The 22,202-nt window shown below is 27.7% G+C and carries 27 protein-coding genes; 2 read left to right on the top strand and 25 right to left on the bottom strand.

The window, feature by feature from the left end; all coding sequences use genetic code 11:
- Nucleotides 1–5 precede the first annotated feature (5 nt).
- The 21 genes from OCV55_RS09440 to OCV55_RS09340 all read right to left on the bottom strand — a co-directional run bounded on the left by OCV55_RS09440 (nucleotide 6) and on the right by OCV55_RS09340 (nucleotide 16,176).
- Nucleotides 6–539, bottom strand: coding sequence for a F0F1 ATP synthase subunit delta (locus OCV55_RS09440; protein ID WP_117851323.1), 534 nt, complete (start codon nucleotides 537–539; stop codon nucleotides 6–8).
- Entirely contained in the window at nucleotides 539–1,039 is a 501-nt protein-coding gene (atpF, locus tag OCV55_RS09435) for a F0F1 ATP synthase subunit B (RefSeq protein WP_117828582.1), read from the bottom strand. The genes OCV55_RS09440 and atpF overlap by 1 nt, the downstream gene beginning before the upstream one ends.
- A gap of 31 nt (nucleotides 1,040–1,070) precedes the next feature.
- The gene (gene atpE / locus OCV55_RS09430) at nucleotides 1,071–1,295 is read right to left on the bottom strand and encodes an ATP synthase F0 subunit C (protein WP_022001942.1); all 225 of its coding nucleotides are present in this window, start codon (nucleotides 1,293–1,295) and stop codon (nucleotides 1,071–1,073) included.
- 67 nt (nucleotides 1,296–1,362) lie between these two features.
- Nucleotides 1,363–2,031, bottom strand: coding sequence for a F0F1 ATP synthase subunit A (locus OCV55_RS09425; RefSeq protein ID WP_022001941.1), 669 nt, complete (start codon nucleotides 2,029–2,031; stop codon nucleotides 1,363–1,365).
- Nucleotides 2,028–2,393 (bottom strand): ATP synthase subunit I, encoded by a 366-nt coding sequence (locus OCV55_RS09420; protein WP_147580455.1) that lies wholly within the window; start codon nucleotides 2,391–2,393, stop codon nucleotides 2,028–2,030. Before OCV55_RS09420 ends, OCV55_RS09425 begins: the two co-directional genes overlap by 4 nt.
- On the bottom strand, nucleotides 2,390–2,602 hold the full coding sequence (locus tag OCV55_RS09415) for a hypothetical protein (protein ID WP_032090885.1): 213 nt from the start codon (nucleotides 2,600–2,602) through the stop codon (nucleotides 2,390–2,392). Before OCV55_RS09415 ends, OCV55_RS09420 begins: the two co-directional genes overlap by 4 nt.
- Nucleotides 2,586–3,212, bottom strand: coding sequence for a uracil phosphoribosyltransferase (gene upp, locus OCV55_RS09410; protein WP_032090886.1), 627 nt, complete (start codon nucleotides 3,210–3,212; stop codon nucleotides 2,586–2,588). Before upp ends, OCV55_RS09415 begins: the two co-directional genes overlap by 17 nt.
- Before the next feature lie 9 nt (nucleotides 3,213–3,221).
- On the bottom strand, nucleotides 3,222–4,460 hold the full coding sequence (locus tag OCV55_RS09405; protein WP_147580454.1) for a serine hydroxymethyltransferase: 1,239 nt from the start codon (nucleotides 4,458–4,460) through the stop codon (nucleotides 3,222–3,224).
- 6 nt (nucleotides 4,461–4,466) lie between these two features.
- Nucleotides 4,467–4,907 carry a ribose 5-phosphate isomerase B gene (rpiB, locus tag OCV55_RS09400; protein WP_032090888.1) on the bottom strand — a complete coding sequence of 147 codons (441 nt, stop codon included), beginning with the start codon at nucleotides 4,905–4,907 and terminating at the stop codon, nucleotides 4,467–4,469.
- A complete protein-coding gene (locus tag OCV55_RS09395; RefSeq protein ID WP_032090889.1) occupies nucleotides 4,904–5,506 on the bottom strand; it encodes an L-threonylcarbamoyladenylate synthase in 603 nt (200 codons plus the stop codon). The genes rpiB and OCV55_RS09395 overlap by 4 nt, the downstream gene beginning before the upstream one ends.
- Nucleotides 5,507–5,784: 278 nt before the next feature.
- Nucleotides 5,785–6,018, bottom strand: coding sequence for a hypothetical protein (locus OCV55_RS09390; protein WP_147580453.1), 234 nt, complete (start codon nucleotides 6,016–6,018; stop codon nucleotides 5,785–5,787).
- Nucleotides 6,019–6,092: 74 nt separating this feature from the next.
- Nucleotides 6,093–6,479, bottom strand: a complete 387-nt coding sequence (locus tag OCV55_RS09385; protein ID WP_147580452.1) for an ATP-binding protein — start codon at nucleotides 6,477–6,479, stop codon at nucleotides 6,093–6,095.
- Between the two features lie 224 nt (nucleotides 6,480–6,703).
- Nucleotides 6,704–6,877 carry a GtrA family protein gene (locus tag OCV55_RS09380; RefSeq protein ID WP_256186992.1) on the bottom strand — a complete coding sequence of 58 codons (174 nt, stop codon included), beginning with the start codon at nucleotides 6,875–6,877 and terminating at the stop codon, nucleotides 6,704–6,706.
- A gap of 10 nt (nucleotides 6,878–6,887) precedes the next feature.
- A complete protein-coding gene (locus OCV55_RS09375) occupies nucleotides 6,888–8,468 on the bottom strand; it encodes a hypothetical protein (RefSeq protein ID WP_147580451.1) in 1,581 nt (526 codons plus the stop codon).
- 15 nt (nucleotides 8,469–8,483) lie between these two features.
- Entirely contained in the window at nucleotides 8,484–9,827 is a 1,344-nt protein-coding gene (locus OCV55_RS09370; protein WP_147580450.1) for an ArnT family glycosyltransferase, read from the bottom strand.
- A gap of 71 nt (nucleotides 9,828–9,898) precedes the next feature.
- Nucleotides 9,899–10,597: a hypothetical protein gene (locus tag OCV55_RS09365; protein WP_147580449.1), complete on the bottom strand. Its 699-nt coding sequence runs from the start codon at nucleotides 10,595–10,597 to the stop codon at nucleotides 9,899–9,901.
- Nucleotides 10,598–10,659: 62 nt separating this feature from the next.
- A complete protein-coding gene (gene cps2T, locus OCV55_RS09360; protein ID WP_147580448.1) occupies nucleotides 10,660–11,817 on the bottom strand; it encodes a beta 1-4 rhamnosyltransferase Cps2T in 1,158 nt (385 codons plus the stop codon).
- Nucleotides 11,818–11,820: 3 nt separating this feature from the next.
- Nucleotides 11,821–12,657: a glycosyltransferase family 2 protein gene (locus tag OCV55_RS09355; RefSeq protein ID WP_147580447.1), complete on the bottom strand. Its 837-nt coding sequence runs from the start codon at nucleotides 12,655–12,657 to the stop codon at nucleotides 11,821–11,823.
- Nucleotides 12,658–12,668: 11 nt separating this feature from the next.
- The gene (locus OCV55_RS09350) at nucleotides 12,669–13,751 is read right to left on the bottom strand and encodes a glycosyltransferase family 4 protein (protein WP_147580446.1); all 1,083 of its coding nucleotides are present in this window, start codon (nucleotides 13,749–13,751) and stop codon (nucleotides 12,669–12,671) included.
- Nucleotides 13,752–13,759: 8 nt separating this feature from the next.
- The gene (locus OCV55_RS09345; RefSeq protein WP_147580445.1) at nucleotides 13,760–14,722 is read right to left on the bottom strand and encodes a glycosyltransferase; all 963 of its coding nucleotides are present in this window, start codon (nucleotides 14,720–14,722) and stop codon (nucleotides 13,760–13,762) included.
- 122 nt (nucleotides 14,723–14,844) lie between these two features.
- Nucleotides 14,845–16,176 (bottom strand): hypothetical protein, encoded by a 1,332-nt coding sequence (locus tag OCV55_RS09340; RefSeq protein ID WP_267309893.1) that lies wholly within the window; start codon nucleotides 16,174–16,176, stop codon nucleotides 14,845–14,847.
- Between the two features lie 261 nt (nucleotides 16,177–16,437).
- Between OCV55_RS09340 and OCV55_RS09335 the strand changes: the two genes are divergently transcribed.
- Together OCV55_RS09335 and OCV55_RS09330 are read left to right on the top strand one after the other, a co-directional pair.
- Nucleotides 16,438–17,055: an IS1/IS1595 family N-terminal zinc-binding domain-containing protein gene (locus OCV55_RS09335; protein ID WP_147580443.1), complete on the top strand. Its 618-nt coding sequence runs from the start codon at nucleotides 16,438–16,440 to the stop codon at nucleotides 17,053–17,055.
- A complete protein-coding gene (locus OCV55_RS09330) occupies nucleotides 17,046–17,498 on the top strand; it encodes a hypothetical protein (protein WP_267309892.1) in 453 nt (150 codons plus the stop codon). The genes OCV55_RS09335 and OCV55_RS09330 overlap by 10 nt, the downstream gene beginning before the upstream one ends.
- Nucleotides 17,499–17,569: 71 nt before the next feature.
- Here the strand turns inward: OCV55_RS09330 and rfbD are convergent, their stop codons facing one another.
- The 4 genes from rfbD to OCV55_RS09310 are packed head-to-tail and all read right to left on the bottom strand — an operon-like array spanning nucleotide 17,570 to nucleotide 22,201.
- Nucleotides 17,570–18,460 (bottom strand): dTDP-4-dehydrorhamnose reductase, encoded by an 891-nt coding sequence (rfbD, locus tag OCV55_RS09325; RefSeq protein ID WP_117852097.1) that lies wholly within the window; start codon nucleotides 18,458–18,460, stop codon nucleotides 17,570–17,572.
- A gap of 26 nt (nucleotides 18,461–18,486) precedes the next feature.
- Nucleotides 18,487–19,752, bottom strand: a complete 1,266-nt coding sequence (locus OCV55_RS09320; RefSeq protein ID WP_147580441.1) for a DUF6056 family protein — start codon at nucleotides 19,750–19,752, stop codon at nucleotides 18,487–18,489.
- A 9-nt stretch (nucleotides 19,753–19,761) separates the two neighbouring features.
- A complete protein-coding gene (locus OCV55_RS09315; protein WP_147580440.1) occupies nucleotides 19,762–21,270 on the bottom strand; it encodes an ArnT family glycosyltransferase in 1,509 nt (502 codons plus the stop codon).
- Nucleotides 21,254–22,201 carry a glycosyltransferase family 2 protein gene (locus tag OCV55_RS09310; RefSeq protein WP_119364112.1) on the bottom strand — a complete coding sequence of 316 codons (948 nt, stop codon included), beginning with the start codon at nucleotides 22,199–22,201 and terminating at the stop codon, nucleotides 21,254–21,256. Before OCV55_RS09310 ends, OCV55_RS09315 begins: the two co-directional genes overlap by 17 nt.
- Nucleotide 22,202 lies beyond the last annotated feature (1 nt).

The raw sequence follows: 22,202 nt of genomic DNA, 5'->3' as shown, positions 1-22,202 counted from the left end.
TCCACCTACTTTCTTAATAGTTCTTTTTTAAGCATTTCTACTTTATTTTTAATTGTTCCATCATAAATACGGTTAGCAATTTGAACTTTAATACCACCTAATAATGATGGATCAATAGATACTTTTAAAGTAACCTTTTTGTTTTCTTTTTGACTGATTGCTTTTTCTATATCTTGAATTTGTTGATCAGTTAATTCATAAGGTGTATAGATCATACCTTCTTCTATACCTAAATATTGATTTGATAAATTAATATAAGATTTAACAATATCATCAATATAACGAATTCTTCTTGATTGCACTAATAGTTTTAAGAAATTTAAAACATATTGATCAACATTCCCTTTAAATGATTGATCCAATAATTGAATCTTTTTATCATTTTCAATAAGAACGTGATTAAAGAATTGAACAATTTGAGGATCACTATCTAGAACCTCACCAACTAATTTGATGTCATCAAGATATTGAGTGACTTTATTTTCTTCTTTCGCTAAATCAAATAAAGATTCAGCATATCTATCGCCAACAACACTCATTAGTTAACCACATCATCAACAAATTCTTCTACTAATCCTTTGTTGATTTCTTCATTCATTTCTTTGTTCATCACTTTAGTTGCAACCTCAATAGCAACATCCACAATTTCTTGTTTCATATCTGCTTGAGCTTGTTTCTTTTCTGTTTCAATTTCTTTTTGTGCTTGTTCAATTTTAGCTCTTGCTTCTTCGTTTGCTTGGTCAATAATTTGTTGTTTCACTTTTTGACCATCATCTTTTGCTTGATCAAGAATTTCACGATATTTGCTGGCAGCTTCACGTGCTTCTTTTTCAGCTGTTTCTAAATTTGTAGAAGCTTTTTCGTTCATTTCTTTTGCCTCATTGATTGTAGATTCTATGTAATCTGCTCTTTTAGCAAAATATTCCATGACATTTTTCCATAAAAACTTCTTAAAAATAAGTAACAAAACTCCTGTAGATAATAATTGAACAATCAGTGTTGTAAGATTAGGGAATAATTTTCCTGCTATATCTGGCATCTTTATTCCTCCTTTGTCAGATTTTCAATTATTAATATACGAATAATAAGATTAAAGAAACTAATAAACCATAGATGGCAACTGTTTCTGATAAGGCAATCCCTAAGATCATCATAGTACGGATTTTACCTTCAGCTTCTGGGTTTCTACCAACAGCTTCTACAGCTTTACTAGCAGCAATCCCTTCACCAATCCCTGTTCCTAAACCTGCACATACAGCAAGACCTGCTGCAATAGCAATTAAACCTTTTACCATAATTTTTTTCCTCCTAAAAAATAGTTCATTTTTCATTTATATCTTAACTAGCAAGCTAGTAAAGAACTTAATCTGGATTTTCCATCATTATCAAGATAGATGATAATGTAACGAATACCAATGTTTGAATGCATCCTGCAAAGACATCAAAATAACAATGTAGCCAAGGAGCAATCACTGGTCCTAAAAAGTTAAAGTTGATCAATAACCCTGAAATGTAACCTGTTAATTGATAAACTAAATACATAAGGATCGATCCACTTAAAATATTCCCAAATAAACGCATTGATAACGAAATCAATGGCGAAAGAATACTTAATAAGTTTGTTGGTGGCCATACAGCACCCCAAATGTAAGATAATAATCCTTGTTTTTTGATTGCATTAAACTGAATTAAACAGAATGTAATTGTTGTTAATGCAAGAGTAATAGAATAATTTGAAGTTGGTGCTTCAAATCCTAATAATCCACTTAAGTTCGCAATGACCAAATATGCAAAGAGCATTGCAAAGTATGGATAATAGTTCTTTTCAAATTTCTTTGGCATGATACTTTTTAAATAGTCGTAAATCATTTTAACACCTGTTTCAACAACTAAAACAACACCTTTAGGTCTTGCTGTTGGATCAGCAGTTGCAAATTTCTTTCCGGCATAAATAAAGAAAATAGCCATCACCACCATAATAATCAATGAAAAGATTAATTCTACCTGTAAAGAATCTAAGAAGTTACTCACCCTTTCACCCCCTTCATTTGATAACTTACAATATATATGGTTATTTTAATGACCATATATCCAAAAAGAACACCTATCAGATTAAACCATTTTGGAATAAAAATAGCAATTAAAAAACCAATCGCATAAATTGCAAGTTTGACTATATTTAATAAGATAATTAAACTTGTAGATCTTTTTAAGTTCAATATCATATCAGACGTGATAATAATAACATAAAAAATTGCAAGATTAAATAAATATCCAAGCAAAAAACCTAGCGAATAACTGAAAGATTTCATCATCAAACCAATAATTGAAAAAACGATAAAACCTATCAAAAAAATAAAAAATGATTTCTTAAAAACTAACTTTTCATTCATGATTTTCCACCTTTTAATAATGTTCTCATCACTTCTATAAACGCTAAAACAAGAAATACTAGCGTCAGAAGAGGTTTGGTTAGTAATATACTATCCAAATATAAACCCAATATGACGCCAGCTATTAAAGTTCCAAATATTTTACCTGATAACGTCAATGCATAAAGCAAATCTTTAAAAAGCTTCTCTTTATTATTCATTTGTTCCAAACAAACGATCTCCAGCATCTCCAAGTCCAGGAACAATATAACCATGCTCATTTAATTTTTCATCTAATGCTGCAAGTGTAATATCAACATCAGGATGTGCTTCTTGAATCGCTTTAACTCCTTCTGGTGCTCCTACTAAACAAACAAGTTTGATTTTTCTTGCTCCTCTTTGTTTAATATTTTCAATTGCCATATTAGCACTTCCACCAGTTGCTAGCATTGGATCTAAAACAATGACTAAAGCATCTTCTAGACCTTTTGGAAATTTAGCATAATATTCACGTGGAATTAAAGTTTCTTCATCTCTTTCCATTCCAATATGTCCAACTTTAGCTGTTGGAATAATATCTCTAAAACCATCAACTAAACCAATTCCTGCACGTAAAATAGGTGCAAGAATAATTTGTTGATCCATTTCTTTTCCCACCATTGGACAAACAGGTGTTTCAATTGCTTTATCTTTTAATGAAACATTGCGTGTTACTTCAAATGCCATAAGTTTAGCAATTTCATCTAAGTTTTGTTTAAAAATATAAGTTGATGTATTTTTATCACGCATAATTGTTAATTTATGTTGAATTAAAGCATGATCTAATATTGTTACTGACATATTTGCCTCCTAGATATATTTAATATTTGAATACATTGTGACCTTTTCAGTAAGTTTTGCTACTCGTTTTAAACATTCTTCTTTAATTCCGTCTGTTTCTTCATTTTTTAAACGATAAGCAATAATTCTAGCAACTTCTTCAAAATCTTCTTCTTTGAATCCTTTTGTTGTCATTGCTGGTGTTCCAATACGAATTCCTGAAGCTTTGAATGGTTTTTCTGTATCAAAAGGAATTGCATTTTTATTAGCTGTAATATTGATTTCATCAAGTAAACGTTGTGCTTTTTTACCAGAAATACCACAACTTGCTTTAACATCAACAAGTAATAAGTGGTTATCTGTTCCTCCAGCAACCAATCTGAACCCTTCTTCTTTAAAGACTTTTTCCATTGCTTTAGCATTTTTGATAATTTGTTTTGCATAGTCTTTAAATTCTGGTTGTTGTACTTCATAGAAACATTGTGCTTTAGCAGCGATAATATGCATTAATGGTCCACCTTGCATACCTGGGAAAACTGCACGATCAATATCTGCAGCAAATTCTTTTTTACACATGATGACACCACCACGAGGCCCTCTTAATGTTTTATGTGTTGTTGTTGTCACAATGTCAGCATATGGAAATGGTGATGGATGAACACCAGCAGCTACAAGTCCAGCGATATGAGCCATATCTACCATAAATAATGCGCCATTATCATGAGCAACTTTAGCCATAAATTCAAAATCAATAATTCTACTATAAGCACTTGCTCCAGCAACAACGAGTTTTGGTTTAATTTCTTCTACTTGTTTTTTATAAGCTTCATAATCAATTGTTTCTGTTTCTTTTGAAACACCATAGCTATAAAATTCATAGTTAATTCCTGAAAAGTTCAATGGATGTCCATGTGTTAAATGTCCTCCATCAGCAAGTGACATTCCTAACACTTTATCTCCATGTTGTAATAAAGCTAAATAAACTGCCGTATTTGCTTGTGCCCCACTATGTGGTTGAACATTAGCATGTTCTGCCCCATAGATTTCACAAATTCTTTGTCTTGCAAGTTCTTCAACTTCATCAACAAATTGACATCCCCCATAATATCTTTTTGCTGGATATCCTTCAGCATATTTATTTGTAAGAACTGATCCAGCTAATTGTAATACTTCTTCAGAAACAAAGTTTTCTGAAGCAATCAATTCAATGTTATTTCTTTGTCTATTTAATTCTCTTTCAACACTTTCAAATAATTGTGTATCTTTCATAATTTATTACTCCTTTTCTAAGGCCATCATTTTTTGAATTCTTGCATCATGTCTTCCGCCTTCATATTCGCTTTCAAGCCATGCATGTAAGATTTCTAAAGCTAAGCCTTCCCCTATAACACGTTGCCCCATTGCTAACATATTTGAATCATTATGTTGACGTGTTGCTTTTGCACTAAATACATCATGACATAATGAACAACGAATTCCGTTTACTTTATTGGCAGTAATGCTGACACCAATTCCAGTTCCACATACGACAACCCCCTTGTCGCACGTTCCATCAGCAACAGCTTTTGCTGCTTTAGAAGCATAATCTGGGTAATCACAGCTTTCTTCTGTGTATGTACCAAAATCTACAACTTCATAACCATTTTTTTCTAAATCTTCTTTTAATACATTTTTTAATCTGAGACCACCATGGTCACATGCCATTGCAATTTTCACTTCAATACCTCCCTGATTTTTTCTTCACTAATACAACCTTGACGTAATATTGTTACATCATCATCAATTTTTACCACTGTACTTGCTAGAGAATTTTGACATTTTCCTTTGACAATCATCTTTAGTTTCCCATTAAATTCATGATACACATCTAAATCATTTAAAAGTGTCTCTTGACCTGAAATATTAGCGCTTGTTACTAACATTGGCCCTACTCTTTTCAATAATTCTAATACAAATGGATCATCAGGTATTCTTATACCTATCGTTTCTAATCCCGCTGTAAAATCATCTGATAAAATTGATTTCTTTTTTAAAACAAGAGTTATCATTCCCGGCATAAATTCATCAATCAATTTTTGAGCATTTGTATTTACATAAGCATATTTTTCTATATCTTGAGAATCATAGATCATCAAAGATACTGCTTTACTATGACTTCTATGTTTAATTTCATAGATTTTTTCAAGTGCCGAAAGATTTCCAAACTTCACACCTAAGCCAAAAACAGTCTCGGTAGGAAAAGCCACAACCTCATCTTGTTTTAATAATTCAACAACCTCGTTTATGTTCTTTTTTTCTACCAAAACTGTTTCCATGATTCCACCTCATTTTGTGATATTATACTATTTTATTATTTAAAATGATACCCTTATCCCTGGATATTTATCTCTTTCAATAGAATATTTAGCATATTTCTTAACGATTTTCCCACTATTTCTTTAATTTTCCCTAAACAAGCAAAAATCAACCTATTTCATATAAAATAACAGTGAAATCTCTATACAAATAAAATTTAAAAAAAGATATTTCACTACCGACACACATTAAACGAGAATCTGAGAAACAGCCTAAAAACACATTTATTGTTCTCAGTTTAATATATAGAGATTTTACTTGTGTTTAGGAAGGAGGCTTTTTTAAAAACAACTCTGTTAATGGAGTTGTTTTTAAGCCTATATCTTCTACTTGTATTTGTCCCTATAGCTTCCAATGAATCCATTTGAGAAAGAATTTTTCTAGTTCTAGCAAGGCTAAGCCCTAAATGCTCAGCAATAGTATTTGTTTTTGATTCTCCATTTTCTTGAAGATATTTTTCTATTTTTAACATATTTGTTCTTGTTTTATTACCAATTTTATCTTCTTTGCTTGTTTTCTTCCTTGTTTTTTTATAAATTCGAGTGGTCATGTTGTTCTATCAGGATCAAATCTTTCTTCAATAACAGGTTCTTTCCATCCTTGATCATTCCACGTATTAAAGATATTAGGAACACCACTTCCTGAACGTTCCCCAATATTTATTAAATTAAACATTTTCATGAGTGTTTTGTTTCGAGGATCAGATTCTCCCCCTCTTCTCATTTGTTCTTTATCTGTTCTTATATATCCAGGATTTTCAAAAATAATTCTATCTTGATCTTTTTTTATAACAACGCCTCTTGTGCCATAATAATCAGCATTGATTAAACAGTTGGCTAATGCCTCACGAAGCGCCTTATGAACAGGCGTATCATCTATACGATTTCCACCTTCCATAACAAAAGGAATCTTTACATTTTTAATAATTTTCATTATAAACTCTAAAATAAAAATCCAACGAAATTGTTGGATCTCTATTTATTTTTAAATACAATTAATTTACTTAAAATATAATTCAAAATAACAACTATAACATTCACGACTATCTTAAATAAAACATCGTATAAATTAAAGTTAACAAAGAAGCACATAAAAAATATATCTCATAACCCTGTAACTAATCTTGAACTAAAGAATGATAAAGCTTCTTTAAATATTTATGCACTACTACTATTAAACACATATTTTCTATTTGTAATATAGGCAAATAATCCCGATAAAAACCATGCTACAGCATTCGAAAATAAATAGTTCATATGTATAATATTTGAAAATAAATAATAGACAACAATATTTACAGCTGTTGTTAATGTTCCAAAGATAAAATACATAATGATTTCTTTAAGCGATTATCTTTATAATGGAAGCAAGAGCTGTAATAAACACTATAAATCTAACAGTATCCATTTTAATAATCATCCCAATTTTCTTAGGTATACTTCTAACAATTCTGATATTACGAAATGAATCAATCATTTCATTTGTCATATCCATTAAACCTTTTGCACAATAAGGAATCAATAAAACAAAATATGTAATAGTATATTGAGATTTAGCTTCCCAAAATAAATGAAATAAAAATCCACCAATAAAAATAGTTGGTAACAATAATCTATGCAATTTCATATGTCTTCCAGTAAAGTAAATATAAGCTAATGTTCCTAATAAAATAACTGTTTCATAGACATTATATATTTGATACCATAACTCACTTTGAATATAAAAACTACTATGCCTCGTTACCCAAGTTCCTTGAAAGTCAGGATTACACCATTGTGAAACTGTCTTTCGATATAAAAAGTTAATAAATTCTCCAGGGTGTGTTATGTAATAAGATAACGTATTACCTAAATCGCTTTTTGCTTGTGAATTTGCTAAATCATAATCTCCGTTATTATTTTCATATACGCTCCAATTGTAGCCATTATACCATCCTGGCGCTACATCACTATCTTGTAATCCCATTTCTACATATGCTATCATCGGTATACCTTTACCAAGTTCAATACCTGTAATATTTTTGATAATTGTATTAGGAATCATTGAAGATGCAAAATAGGCAGGTACAAATAAAATCAATAAAATAATAGATGTATATTTTTTATTTAAAATAATATCAAATAAAATAAAGATAACCATTGCAACAAAAACAATCATATAATTAGATTTAAACATCATTGCAAAAATAATTGAAACAATCGATAAAACTATATATTTTATTTTACTTGTTTCAAAATATTGGTATCCCGCTAATATCGCAAGTAATGAAAAAGTATGTCCAAAGATATTCCCATATACAAAAGCAACATAAAATGTTAAAGGAAAAAATATAAATAATAAAATAAGTGTCCAATTTTTTAACTCGTCATTATGAAAACTAATTTGTGATATTTTGCATAAACAATAATAACTAACTAATAACCCTATAATATTAAGTACTTGAAATGCTTGATAATTATTTTCTCCAAAGATAAATGATAAATAATAAAGAATAACAACAATTCCCGCTTGATTAGAACACTTTCCTACATATCCCATTGGTGTAAAATAACTATAATTGCCATTCTTTAATCCAGCTGCTGCTTCTAAAATAGATGCTTGATCAGCTACAGGAACAAAATCAAATTTGAAAATCATAAAAATACCAACAATCAATAATATCAAGCTTAATATAATAAATATTTTATTAAAATAATAAGTATCCTGTGTTCTATAATGTTTTCTAACAAAATAAACAAAAAACAATACTATAATAAACCATAATAATAAATAAAATGGTTTATCAGCGACAATTGTTGTATGCTCATCCCAACTTAAATAAGCATTATTAAATAAACATAACAATGTAAGTAATAATGTTATAGCAGCAAAAAATCCTAATACAACATTTTTACCTAATTTCTTTAATTTTGAATCAAACACATAATCACCTTCAATTTAAATTATTGTACTTCCGAAACAAACAGCTATATAACTTGAATAACAAATAACGAATAATAAAATATAGATCCCTATCATTGATAACTCTATATATCTTGATTTTATTTGTATTTTATTTTCAATAAATTCACTAAAATATTCATAACCAATACTCATAAATAAAGCAATTGGAATTAAAATAGACATAATATACCTTCCTTGAGGTTGATAATCTATAGAATAAGAATATTTTATTGATAAAATAATTGGAATCAAAACACATAAAATTAAACATATTATAAAATAATTTTCAAATTTAAATTTGAATTGATATTTTCTTTTTAAAGCAATAAGCATCATAATCATACCAAACAAAATTATTATTAAATATAAATAAAAACGTTTTCCACTAATCATATATTGCATATATCCTGTGGTACAAATAAAACTTTTTATAGTTGTTATTATCCAATTTGTATCAAAAATCATAGAAAACACACTAATTCCTTGATTTTGATAAGTATCTCTTTGTGATAATTGATAACCTGGCATTGCATATTTTTCACCACAATCGTACATAGAATTCATTCCTAAAAAATCTCCATTATGGATCATTGCATTTCTAATAAAAAACCATCCGCCAACAACTAAGGCAGCAATTGCTATTAGAAATCCTTTTTTTAAAAACTCATTAAATGTAAAATGTAATTTATAACTACTCATACAATATACAATAATACTACATAATATAAATCCATAAGCATTATAATAGGTTAATGCACATAATCCTATAGCAACACCTAAAAAAATACACCATTTACAATTCCAATTTGTTTTTATTCCCTTAATCCAACCATAAACAATAAGTGCTGTTGTAAATATTGAAAACGAATCATTATTTAAATAAAGAGATAAGTACATGAATTGTGGTAATAGTGAAACAAAAATAGCAAAAAGATATATTGTCATCTTATGATTAAATATTTCTTCACCAATTTTACAACATACAAAAAACATAAGTGCCCCCGCAAGAACACTTGTTAGTCTTGCCGCAATCAATAAATGTACTGGAGTAGTTGTAAAGATAGAAGCTATTTTCATAAAGAAAAAACTAATTATTGAAGGAAGATAAGGCGTAAATCCATAAGAAAATCCCCATATTGCATTTAATATTTCTTTTTCATCACCTTTAGGTAAATATGAATGATTGTAAATAAATAAGGGGATATCATATCTCATATATTCATCTGGTGCTACATTCATACATAATTTTGTTGAACAATAAAATAAAAATAGAAAGAGAATCAATGTTCCTATAATATAAAATTTATTCTTATTTATCATTTGTTTTAATTGCGCCATTATTAATGTTCCTTTTTTAAATAAGTTATTGTTATATAAAAATAGCTGCTTATAAAAAGCAGATATTTTTATTATTTACTTGGATATTCAATACTAAATCCCCTAAAAATTCCATTTCTATTTTCGTTACAACAATCAAACATATATTTATATCCTGCATCGTCTGTATAATGGAATCTACCATCTGTCTCTTGTTCAGGATCTCCAAAAAGTTTTCTAACTTGTGCATATTTTACTTTATTGTTTAAAGCTAATGTTCCTTCACTTGTTTCTACTTCAATACCTTTTGCTGCTTTATCATATTCTTCTTCAGCATATTCATCGTATTTAACTTCAATAAATGTTACAGATGCTTCAGCAACACTAATTGTTTTTTTAGTTGGATTTTCATATCTTAAATAGAAATGAGCTTCATCTCCACTATCTAATTCAACATTTAAATAGGCAGCCATTGATGAAATACCATTACCTTCTAATTCAACATCTTCTACTTTATCACCTGTATCATTTAATGTAACAGTTCCTACTTGTGATAAGTAATTTGCATATTCACCAACTGTTTCAGGAATAGCAATTTTTTTATCATCCATTGTAAAATATTTAATCATACCATCAAATTCTTGAAAATCACTTACATCTTTGATTTTAATACTGCTTGATGTAGTTGTCTTTTTAGGTGTTGTTTTTTTATCACTCGAATCATTACTACATCCTACTAATGACATCGATAAAACAAATGTCATTAATACAGCCATTATTTTCTTTATCATAATTGTTCCTCCACGAAATTTTCATTTCTTTTCTTTATTACTATATAACAAATTACAATTATCTACAAATCTTTTTTTCTTAAGAACAAATTTTCATACTCAGATATAATTTTAGCCCAACTATAATCATTGTTTATTCTTTCTTTAGCTGCTTTTCCTAAAGTATCAATATAATCTTGATCAAATGTTTCAACATGTTCTATAAGATGTTTTAAATTATTCTTTTCTTTACCCCAATAAATACATGAATCTAAACCTACTTCTTGATTAAAACCAACATTTAATAAAAGATTTAAAGAAGTAGAGCCTAAAGCTTCTAATAAAGATGGATTTGTTCCCCCTACTTCATGACCATGTAAATAAGCAAAAGCATTCTTTCTTACACTTTTTAATAAAGCATCGTCATAAATCGTTCCTACAAACTTAATTCTTGAATCATTTTCAAAATGATACTTGTTATTTAAAATATGATACAACTTACTTTCTTGATATCCAGTAACAATCACTAAATCTTTTTTTGTATCCGAACTCATGAATTCTCTAATCATTGTTTCATAATTATTTTCAGGAACAAAACGTCCAACAATTAAATAATATTCATTTTTTGAAACCTCATGTTCCTTAGCCCATACTTCAAATTTTTCTTCATCACTGTTATCAACAACATCTGCTCCATAAGCGATAAATGTTGTTTGGGGTTGATACTTTTTGTAATCTTCTTGAATATACTTTTCAATATTTTGTGAATCACAAACGACATAATCTGCATTTTTAATCATCAATCTTTCAGATAATTTCCAATATTGTCTAATAAACCAATTCCATTTAGCTCTTTTAAATTCATGACCGTCAGGATTAACAAAAACTTGAATATTTTTAGTATGAAACATTTTAACATATTTCTTTAAAAATGGACCAATACGACAAGCTAAAATATAAACAATCCCCTCTTCAATGTTATGATCAACAACATATTGATAAACTGCTTTTAAAGCTGCAATATCATAATAAACTGCTTTTGCTGGTCCAATATTAGGCACTTGTACTTTAAAACATCTTGCTTGATTATGTTCAAATTCTTCTTCATGATCAGACAAACAAGCTACATGATACTTAATATCATCACTGACCTTATACTTTGTTAAATATTCGACAAAGGTTTCAAAGCCACCATAATTAGCAGGTATTCCTTTACTCCCTATAATAAATACATTTTTCATATTTTACATACCTTTCCATAATAATTGATAGATTGTATTATATAAAAATAAATCTATATTTTTTATTGATGGAACTAATTTCCCTTGTTTTTTCATATCATATTTATATGTAATAGTTCTTTTCAATAAATCAACATTGACATTATGACAATATTCTTTTAATAAATCAACCATTTCCATGTTAGACTTATGCACTTGGTCTATACTTCCTGAAACATTTTCTCCAGTATACTTATGGGTATATAATACATCATAATTCACATTAAATTGACATTTATTTTCAATCATCAAAAGCCATAAAAAGTAATCATCTGCCGAATTAACAGACATGACATGCTTTGTCCAATATTCTGGTATACTTGTTTTTTTAATCAAACAATGACCTGGTGAAACAATTAAGTCTCTTACTTTAATAAAACCAATTTGTTTCTTTAAATAATCTTGTGATTTTTGATTTTTATAAATCAAACATTTCCCATTTTCTGATTCCATAATGCCATTAGCGATACATAAATCTGCATTTCCAATATGTTCTAATTGACTTTTAATAAAAAAATCACTAATTTCATCATCTTGATCTAAAAATAAAATATATTTACCTAACGCTTTTTTTAAACCGTTGATTCTTGTTTGATGAATTCCTTGATTCATTTCATTATTAATAATTCTAATTGGAAAATCATGTTGACTACCTACAATAATTTCTTCATCAGGATAATCATTAACAAAAATAACCTCTATTTCTTTTTGACTTTCTTGATAATTTTTCTCTATTTTATTTAATAAAGATTCTATATATCCATTCCCTTTATAAATAGGAATAATAACTGACACATCCATACTTTCACATCCTATATTCCATTAAAAATATCCACTAGATTTTGAGAAATATCATTTACATCATACGCTTTGGCCGTTTGATAAGCATGATCTTTAATCTCTTTTATTTGATGTTCATTCATTGATAAAATATCTTCTATTTTTTGATTTAAATCTTTACCATCTCTCGGTTTAAAGAAAAAACCATTTTCTTGATTTTTAATATAACTTGTTGGTCCTGCCATATTAGATGCAATAACTATACAACCACAAGCCATAGCTTCTAATCCAACCAATCCTAAACTATCGCTTTTACGATAGGTTGGAAAACAAAAGATATCAATAGCTGAATAAAATAACGCCAATTCTTTTTGAGTTTGCATTGGATATTTTTTTATCACGTTTTCTAAATGATATTCTTGAATAAGTGCATTCGCTTTTTCTTCATCTTCACCAACACCCACCATCACGATTTGATATTGTTTTACGTTTTCTAATAAACTAATAGCCTTTAAAAAGACTTCCCAACCTTTTCTTTTTTCATATCTTCCGATATAACCTATACATTTTTTATTTGGATCTAAATGTAATTTTTCTTTAGCGTTTTCTATTTCTTGAAAGACATCAAAATTAATACCTCCTGAAGGAAAAATCTTGATTTTATCTTCATTCAATCCATATTGTTCCATCATGACCTTTTGATAATAACTTGATGGTACAATACATAAATCTATTAGAGGTAATGTTGATTTAACTAAAGGAATAAACTTCTCATCATGTGCGTCTTCTGGAACAACGTCATTTCCATGAACATTTACAATAACCTTTATACTTGGTTTTAATTTCTTAATGATTTTAATTAATAATGCACAATGTGAAATATAATGAGCATAAAGATAATCATAGCGATGAAATAAACACAAAAAGATACTTTTTATATAAAAACTTAAATATCCACCTAATTTTCCTAACTTACTATCTTTCTTTTTTAAGGCTGATACATCTACTTGATATCCATTATTTTTCAAAATACTTGCTGTATTTTGAACAAACACACCATAATGTTTATATTTTTTAGATGGATACATATTTGATATTAATAATATTTTTTCCATACAATCACCTATTTAATAATGTTCACTAAATCTCCTAAAAAAGTTTTAACTCTTCCAAATCCTTTATATTTTCCTTTTAAAAAGTATAAAATCAAAGAACAAGCTTTCTTTTCTTTCATCATTAAAACTCTTTGTGTTAAATAATCTTTATATTTTAAACAATATTTTTTTTGTTCTCTATTTAGCTCTAATCCCAATGCAAAATTCACATTTTCTATTTGTGCTTTCGTCTGTTCAATACGTTCATTCACTCTTTGTTTCTTTTCATTAATAATATTCCCATCAACAATATTATCCATTCCAATTGTATTATTATTATGAATTCTATAATCAATTAAAGGAATATCTAAATAATAACATCCATTTTGAATAGCAGAAATAATATTCAATTCCCAATCATGAGGCAATTTACCTTGTGTTACTTTTAAATATTCATCTTTAACTTCTTTTTTGATAGCCATACAACAACCTTGAGAAAAATTCATTTCTAATAAACTCTTTAAATCGATTTCCGTTAATTCTTCTGTTACTTCTTTAAAAAGTAAATTATTATTTGAACGTCCTTTTATTTTATTCACCTCGAAACAATTTCCATCTTGATCCATAAAATTAAAACTCGATGCTAGAGATAAAATATTGGATTGTCTCATTTTTTCAACCATCACCTCTATTTTATTTAAATGCCAACGATCATCTTGATCACTTAAAAAAATGATATCTCCATCTACTATCTCTAATCCTTTTTTAAAGTTCTTACGATATCCTAAATTATTTTCATTTTTTATAAGTTTCCAATTAATAAGTTTATAACCATCGATATACTGATGAATCAACTCATAACTATTATCAGTAGAAACATCATCTATTAATATTACTTCATCAATTAGATACGTTTGTTTTCTAATAGAATCTAATTGTTCAATTAAATACTTTTCGCCATTATATACAGCCATTACTAATGATACTTTCATAACTTACTACCTTTCTTTGTTAGAAATAGTATAGCATACACATTTGAATATATGCCAATCATATTGATAATTTATCATGATATACAAAAACTAGCACTTCAAATGTGCTAGTTCTATAGATACTATACTAATTCACCATTTTCATTAAATTTATAATAATCGTTATCTATCTTAACTGTTTCATTAGATACCATATAACCTGTTATTGGATTCAAATAGTATTTTTTACCATTTAATTCTAACCATCCATTATGTGATAATCCATCTTGATCAAAATACATCCAATGATCACTATCATTAAATTTATCATGATATACTTGCCAACCTAATACCATACATCCATTTTGATCAAATCCATAATATCCTTGTCCATCTATTTCTCTTATAACAATTGTATCCCCTCTGCTTGGATAACTACATTTTAAATATCCAGAATCACTAAAGTGATACTTTTTCCCATTTAAAGTGAGCCATCCGATTTGCATAGATCCATCTTGATTAAAATATTTCCAATCAATACAATCTTCATTTGTATCAGCCCACTTATTAATTTCTTTCAACCATCCTGTATACATTGTACCATCTTGATTAAAATAATATGTTTTTTCGTCTATATTTACTTCGCCAATACACATTACTCCATAGTTATCATTTTCATCTAAATAATACCATTTACCTGATTGTTTTTGCCATCCTGTTAACATATAACCTGAACTGCTCAATAAATACCAATCTCCATCTTGATTTTGCCATCCTGTTAATGGATTACCTGAATCATCTAATAAATACCATTTATTTTCTTGGCATTGCCAACCTGTTAACATACATCCTGAATCATCTAATAAATACCATTTGCCATTTCTTTGTTGCCATCCTGTTAATGGATTACCTGAATCGCTAAGTAAATACCAATCATCTTCATATTTTTGCCATCCTGTTAGCATATAACCTGCATCATCAAACAAATAGCTAGTATCATCTATATTGAACCAACCAGATTTAGCAAAGCTTCCATCTTCAAATTTATACCACCAACGATTTCCACTTTTGTTCCATCCAACTACTTCCTTCACTTTTCCTTTTACCCATACTCCAGAAGCATCAACATAGCTATCTCCAATCCATGTATCAGTTAACATATCTCCGTTAGCATCCATATAATAACAATTACCATTTATCCAATGCCAGCCTTTTCCAAGCTCACTACCATCAGCTTGGAAATAATGCCAATATCCATCAATTTGATACCAACCAATAACCATATAACCTTCTTGATCAAAATAATACCATTGCTCATTTACATATTTATAATCATCTTTAGGATAAGTTCCATCATTTTCTTGATACCACCATCCTTTATTATCTTTTTTCCAGTTTCCTGCATAAATTGGACTAATTGATATTACTAGCATTACTAAAGCTAAAAAAACAATACAACTCAATTTCTGTTTCATTAATATCATCTCCTTTTTAAAAAATTATATCATAAACAAATATTATTGTTATATATCTTTTTATATTTGTTTAATATATTTTCTATCTTTCCCTAAAAAATTCATAAATATTAAAACTTCTAATATTTGTATTTTCCTTCGCTCTTTTTAAGAAAAATGTTGCTAATTGAATAAACACCAATATATTGAAGGCTAATCAGATGCTCAAAAAGAATATAATTCAGATAATGATTAAAATATCAATAAAGGTTGGTGTTTATAATGATTACTGAAAAACAAGTTGTTCAATATTTGAAAAATAAAGATCAAGACTATATTGATAATCTTCTGGAACGTATTAAAAATTCTTGTTCAATCAATGTTAAATCTGAGTCTAAAATAATTTGTCCTATATGTGGTTCGTCTTCTGTCAAGAAAAATGGCAAAGATTCCTATGAAAAACAACGTTATTTTTGTAATGACTGTCATAGATCTTTTAGTGAAAACACTAAAACATTATTTTTCTGTTCTCATTTTACAAAAGATCAATGGCTCAAATTTATTGATTACGAAATAAGTGGTTATGAAGCTTATTTTATGAATACATCAATAACAACATGTTTTTATATGAGACATAAGCTTTATAAAGCAGCATCACAAATCATTCAAGAACAAAAACTAAGTGATGAAATAGAAATCGATTCTCAATATTTAAGTATCAATCTTAAAGGAACCAAACTAGAAAATATGCCTAGATATTCAAAAAAAAGAGGAAAACAATCAGCATATAGAGGAATATCACATCATAAGGTATGTGTTACATGTGCAATAGATAGTCAAGATAACATAATGATGAATATTGTTTGGGATCAGAGTCATTTGAAAAATATATGTCTGTAATCAATAGACTAGATAATGTAAAGAAATTAATCAGTGATTCAAAGTCATACTTTAAACAATTTTCAAATGAATTGAAAGCAGAAAATAGTTATATTAAAACCTCACCAACACAAAAGCATTATTTAATAGAAGATGGAAATAGTCTAGCGTCTGTTAATGAATTAATGAGTGAAATAGAAAATATTATTCAAAGGACACATGGTTTTTCAACAAGATATGCACAAGAATATTTAGATTTTAATATTTTAAGAAAACAAATAAAATATAAGTATAAAAGAGATGAACAAGCAAAGAAGCTATTCGAAGAAGTGAAAGATAGTGAATTTATTAAAAATGCATTGGTGTTAAACACACCAATGCCAATATCATTAAAAGAAGCCTACTATGAGTATCACTATGGAATATTTTCAGATGCTTATCTTAAAAAACAACAAAATTCTTAAAAAGAGCGTTTTCCTTTAAAAATAAAAAACTACTTCTAACACAATAATTGTGTTAGAAGTAGTATAATAAATTAATATTCAATTTCTTTTAAATATCTACTTAAAGCATCTTGCCATGTAGGTAATGGTTTAAATCCATTTTCTACAAGTTTAGATTTATCCAATCTACTATTAAATGGTCTAGCAGCTTTAGATAAACCATATTCTTCAGTCGTTACTGGTAAAACTTCTGTAGTATATCCTGCTTGTTTAAAGATTTCTACTGTAAAATCATACCATGAAATATAACCACCTTCATTAGTAGCATGATAATAACCATATTTATCACTTTCAGCCATATCTACTAATAATCGAGCAAGATCATAAGTATATGTTGGTGTTCCAATTTGATCATTAACAACTTTAACTTGTGGATATTTCTTTCCAACATTTAACATCGTTTTAATAAAGTTTTTACCATTAACACCAAATACCCAAGCAATACGAACAATAAAATATTTATCTAAATTAGAAGAAACTGCAAGTTCACCTTCTAATTTAGTTTGTCCATAAACATTTAATGGTTTGTAATCTTTACAATCAGGATCCCAAGGTGTTTCACCTTGTCCGTTAAATACATAATCTGTAGAAATATAAATCATTTTACAATCTAACTTTTTACATACTAAAGCAATATTTTCTGTTCCTTTAGCGTTAACTGCTCTTACTTTTTCTACTTTATCATCATCTTCTGCTAAATCAACAGCAGTCCATGCTGCACAATGAACAACAACATCAGGATTGATTTTTGTAATTTCTGATTCTACAGCTTCTTTATTTGTAATATCTAATTGAACATATTTTTGAAAATGTTCATTACTTTCAGTAATATCACTTCCAATTGCTTCATGTCCTCTTTGATTTAATTCATTCATAACGTCATAGCCTAATTGACCATTAACACCTGTTACTAATACTTTCATTGATTTACCTCCAATCAGCATACTTATTATAGCATACTTTCTAATTTTCTTGAATTAACACATAAAAACGTTGCAATTACGATCAAAAAATATGAATTCACAAATGTTCTTGTTCCAGAAACAAAAATAGATGGTGAAAATCCAAGTACAACTCTTGAACAAAATGCTGCACAAATAATTATGAAACTTAGAAACATTGTCTTATTTCCTAGATTAATTTTTATTACATAAAAACTAATCAATAAAATACATATAAAATAAAGAATAATTAAACAAACATTCATATTCAACGAAATGTGTTCAATAACTTTTGTATAATCATTAAACACATTAAAGATTTGATAAAACCCTCTATGATTACAGTATCTATCACTTACACTAACTACAAAGATAACAAAGGTCATAAGACCTACTAGTATATATTGTCCTTTATTTTTTGTATTTTTATAAATGATATAAATCAACATAATGTTCCAAACAAAAATAATATATGCAGGTTGTAAAGAACCAATTGCTATTGTTGAAAGAACTCCTAACAATAACTTATCCATCAACTTAAAGCCATAAAAAGCTGGATAATAAGCATTCATTTCTACAACTTTTCTTAGCTCATTTCCAGGACATAATGCATGATATCCTAACATTATAAACGATAACACTAAAATAATATAGGCTAAAATAGGTACTTTTTTATGCTTTACTAAACTATATATCATAAATAAAGCATAAAATCCTACAAACAATGCACACATTTGTTCTTGATTGATAGCGTATAAACTAGCAACCACATAACTTATTTGTTGAGCTATTGATATCTTTTCATTGGAAATGATTTGTATAATATATGAAAGTCCATATAATCCTAACGCAAGTGGCCATACATAGTTAAGTGTCGTCGCATACCATCCAGCCATGCCAAATGTTCCAAAAGGAAATAACATGATTACAAGCATTAGAAAAAAAGTAATGATCCAATCGTTTTCTTTTGTTGGACAAATTATTCTTCTTAAAGAATGTAAAACAAGTACAAACATTCCACTATCTAAAATGATCCAAGCCCATTTATTAATATTTAATAAAACAAGCATCACCAATTCAATGATATTTCTACTTGTCCAAGTTTGTATCCTCATTTGAGTATAGTTAATTAATCCCATTTTTGATTGTTCAAGAAACCATACATCATCTGCCACTCCTAATTTTACAGATGCATGCCTAACAACCATAAAAACAAATAAGATTAGATAAATGACCCATATATGATTTTTGATACATTCTGTTACTTTTTTCATGGTGTCCTCCTATTTTAGACAATATAAATAATAAGTAAAATCCATACCTTCATAAAGTTGTTTGAATTTTTTTATTTCTTTATAGTTATCATTTAAATAAGGAATATTCTTTCGATATCCTATTGTATCTTTATATTCTCTTATCACAACAAATTCAATTTCCTTATTTTTAATAGCCTCTCTTTGACCATCAATAATTTGAGGGTAACGATCATATCCAACATTTTGTCGCATAAAATATTTAACATTAGGAACAATATTACATGTTGTATAAAATCCCCCATCTAAATTATCATAATTCAATAATGTTTTATTTTTTGATTTATCAATAATATCTTTAAAAACATATTGTGCATATGCACTTTGAGGGATATTCATATATCCTCTATTAGGACTTTTTAATGAATAATGAACAGAAAATATCATTCCTCCACATAGTATACATATCGCTAAAGTTTGACTATTTAAAAAATTTTGAACAATTGAAAAAACAAAAATAAATCCAAAAATAATATATGCTTCAAAACATAAAAAATAATAAATAAATGGTAATCCACCTATATAAACACCAATCATTAGAAAGATAAATGATAATAAAATAAATATATTGATCCAAATATTTTTTAAAATCTTTGTTGTTAAACAATTTACAAAACCAAGACATAATAATATATAAATTGTTCTATTGTATTTCATTTGTTGGAAAATTGCTGAAAACATATTTAATATTCTTGTTTTTAAATCAATAGTTGTACTATAAGCAGTTAGATTAAAAGTAATATATACATCATAATAATCTCTTAATGCACCATTGATAACAAAATAAAGAATTGATATAAAGATAGGAATAAACATTCCCACTAAAAAATAAACACAACTTATAAAAGCTTTTTTTATTTCCTTTAAAGAAATTAATTTAAAGAAATATAAAGCCATCCAAATAAACCACAAACCTAATAAATTAAATTTGATCAATGAAACACATCCAGCTATTGCCCCATTAATTAATAAATATTTCTTTCCAAAATCATTTTCATTAATAATTTTAATAAAGAAATAAACACTACTTGCAACAAAAGGTAAACAAAATTCTTCTGCACTACCTCCTTGTACAAAAGAAATCGATCCTGAAATAATAGCTAATGTCAAAACAGATGTTAATAAGGCATAAAATTGATTTAAATAAGTTCTAGCAATTTTAAAAAGAAAATAGCCAAAAATTGTATATGAAATAACTTCTAATAAATAAACACCTAAAAATGTATCATGACTTATTAAATAACCTATTCCATATATCAAATAAAGCAAAGGTCCCTTTTGTTCAAATAAATCTTTATAAGGAACCTTTCCATTAAACATACCTTTTCCCATTGTAAAAAAAGCATTACCATCAACCCAATCATTATAAGGATATAATGGTGAATCTTTTGAACAAATCAAAAGAGTTAGGATAGAAACAATCAATAAGATAGCTAAAATAACTTTTTTATTATCTAAATAATTACTTAGTTTTTTCATCTTCGATATTTGTATCCTTTACAATATAAACAGGTCTTTTCTTAGTTTCTAAATAAGTTTTTGATAAATATTGTCCTAAAATACCTGTACAGAATATTTGTATACCACCAATTAAAGTAATAATGCATACAAGAGATGGCCATCCACTTGTAGGATCATTAAAAATAAGTGTTTTAATAATTATAAATATTATAAATATAAAAGCAATAAATAACATCAACATCCCTATAAGCGATGCAATCGCTAATGGTGCTGTTGAAAAAGCAACGATTCCTTCAATACTATATAATAATAATTTCCAGAAAGACCATTTTGTTTCTCCTGCAACTCTTTCTACATTTTCGAATTCAATCCACTTTGTTTTAAATCCTACCCAACCAAATAGTCCTTTACTAAAACGATTATATTCTTTTAATTCTAATAAAGCATTTACAAATTGTCTTGTCATTAAACGATAATCACGTGCACCATCCATTAATTCAGTATCAGATATCTTATTCATGATTTTATAAAACATTCTTGCAAAAAATGATCTTATTGGTGGTTCTCCTTTACGAGTCACTCTTCTTGTAGCAGCACTATCATAACCTTCTTCTCGAATTGCTTTTAACATTTCTGGTAATAAGCGAGGAGGGTCTTGTAAATCAGCATCCATTAAACATACATAATCACCTGTACTATTTTCAAATCCAGCATACATAGCCGCTTCTTTTCCAAAATTTCTTGAAAAAGAAATATATTTAACTCTTGAATCTTTTTTAGCAAGCTCCATCATAATTTCTAATGTTTTATCTTTTGAACCATCGTTTATGAATAATAATTCAAAATCTACATCATTCATTTCATCCATGACTCTACTCATTTCCTTATAATAATAATGAAGCGCTGCTTCTTCATTATAACAAGGTACAATTACTGTTATTTTTTCCATC

Origin of the sequence: [Clostridium] ammoniilyticum (assembly GCF_025566905.1) — a bacterium.
Lineage (GTDB): Bacteria > Bacillota_I > Bacilli_A > Erysipelotrichales > Coprobacillaceae > Faecalibacillus > Faecalibacillus intestinalis.
The sequence above is the reverse complement of the archived record's forward strand: the minus strand, read 5'-3'. Positions and strand labels throughout refer to the sequence as shown.

Excerpts from the sequence above, each read along its gene's own strand:
- OCV55_RS09390 (WP_147580453.1), bottom strand. The coding sequence starts at position 6,018 with ATGTTAAAAATAGAAAAATATCTTCAAGAAAATGGAGAATCAAAAACA.
- OCV55_RS09405 (WP_147580454.1), bottom strand. The coding sequence starts at position 4,460 with ATGAAAGATACACAATTATTTGAAAGTGTTGAAAGAGAATTAAATAGA.
- OCV55_RS09365 (WP_147580449.1), bottom strand. The coding sequence starts at position 10,597 with ATGATAAAGAAAATAATGGCTGTATTAATGACATTTGTTTTATCGATG.
- OCV55_RS09340 (WP_267309893.1), bottom strand. The coding sequence starts at position 16,176 with ATGAAACAGAAATTGAGTTGTATTGTTTTTTTAGCTTTAGTAATGCTA.
- OCV55_RS09355 (WP_147580447.1), bottom strand. The coding sequence starts at position 12,657 with ATGGATGTGTCAGTTATTATTCCTATTTATAAAGGGAATGGATATATA.
- upp (WP_032090886.1), bottom strand. The coding sequence starts at position 3,212 with ATGTCAGTAACAATATTAGATCATGCTTTAATTCAACATAAATTAACA.
- OCV55_RS09335 (WP_147580443.1), top strand. The coding sequence starts at position 16,438 with ATGATTACTGAAAAACAAGTTGTTCAATATTTGAAAAATAAAGATCAA.
- OCV55_RS09310 (WP_119364112.1), bottom strand. The coding sequence starts at position 22,201 with ATGGAAAAAATAACAGTAATTGTACCTTGTTATAATGAAGAAGCAGCG.
- OCV55_RS09315 (WP_147580440.1), bottom strand. The coding sequence starts at position 21,270 with ATGAAAAAACTAAGTAATTATTTAGATAATAAAAAAGTTATTTTAGCT.
- OCV55_RS09320 (WP_147580441.1), bottom strand. The coding sequence starts at position 19,752 with ATGAAAAAAGTAACAGAATGTATCAAAAATCATATATGGGTCATTTAT.
- OCV55_RS09395 (WP_032090889.1), bottom strand. The coding sequence starts at position 5,506 with ATGGAAACAGTTTTGGTAGAAAAAAAGAACATAAACGAGGTTGTTGAA.
- atpF (WP_117828582.1), bottom strand. The coding sequence starts at position 1,039 with ATGCCAGATATAGCAGGAAAATTATTCCCTAATCTTACAACACTGATT.
- OCV55_RS09385 (WP_147580452.1), bottom strand. The coding sequence starts at position 6,479 with ATGAAAATTATTAAAAATGTAAAGATTCCTTTTGTTATGGAAGGTGGA.
- atpE (WP_022001942.1), bottom strand. The coding sequence starts at position 1,295 with ATGGTAAAAGGTTTAATTGCTATTGCAGCAGGTCTTGCTGTATGTGCA.
- OCV55_RS09350 (WP_147580446.1), bottom strand. The coding sequence starts at position 13,751 with ATGGAAAAAATATTATTAATATCAAATATGTATCCATCTAAAAAATAT.
- OCV55_RS09420 (WP_147580455.1), bottom strand. The coding sequence starts at position 2,393 with ATGAATGAAAAGTTAGTTTTTAAGAAATCATTTTTTATTTTTTTGATA.
- OCV55_RS09370 (WP_147580450.1), bottom strand. The coding sequence starts at position 9,827 with ATGGCGCAATTAAAACAAATGATAAATAAGAATAAATTTTATATTATA.
- rfbD (WP_117852097.1), bottom strand. The coding sequence starts at position 18,460 with ATGAAAGTATTAGTAACAGGTGTTAATGGTCAATTAGGCTATGACGTT.
- OCV55_RS09345 (WP_147580445.1), bottom strand. The coding sequence starts at position 14,722 with ATGAAAGTATCATTAGTAATGGCTGTATATAATGGCGAAAAGTATTTA.
- OCV55_RS09440 (WP_117851323.1), bottom strand. The coding sequence starts at position 539 with ATGAGTGTTGTTGGCGATAGATATGCTGAATCTTTATTTGATTTAGCG.
- cps2T (WP_147580448.1), bottom strand. The coding sequence starts at position 11,817 with ATGAAAAATGTATTTATTATAGGGAGTAAAGGAATACCTGCTAATTAT.
- OCV55_RS09330 (WP_267309892.1), top strand. The coding sequence starts at position 17,046 with ATGTCTGTAATCAATAGACTAGATAATGTAAAGAAATTAATCAGTGAT.
- OCV55_RS09380 (WP_256186992.1), bottom strand. The coding sequence starts at position 6,877 with ATGTATTTTATCTTTGGAACATTAACAACAGCTGTAAATATTGTTGTC.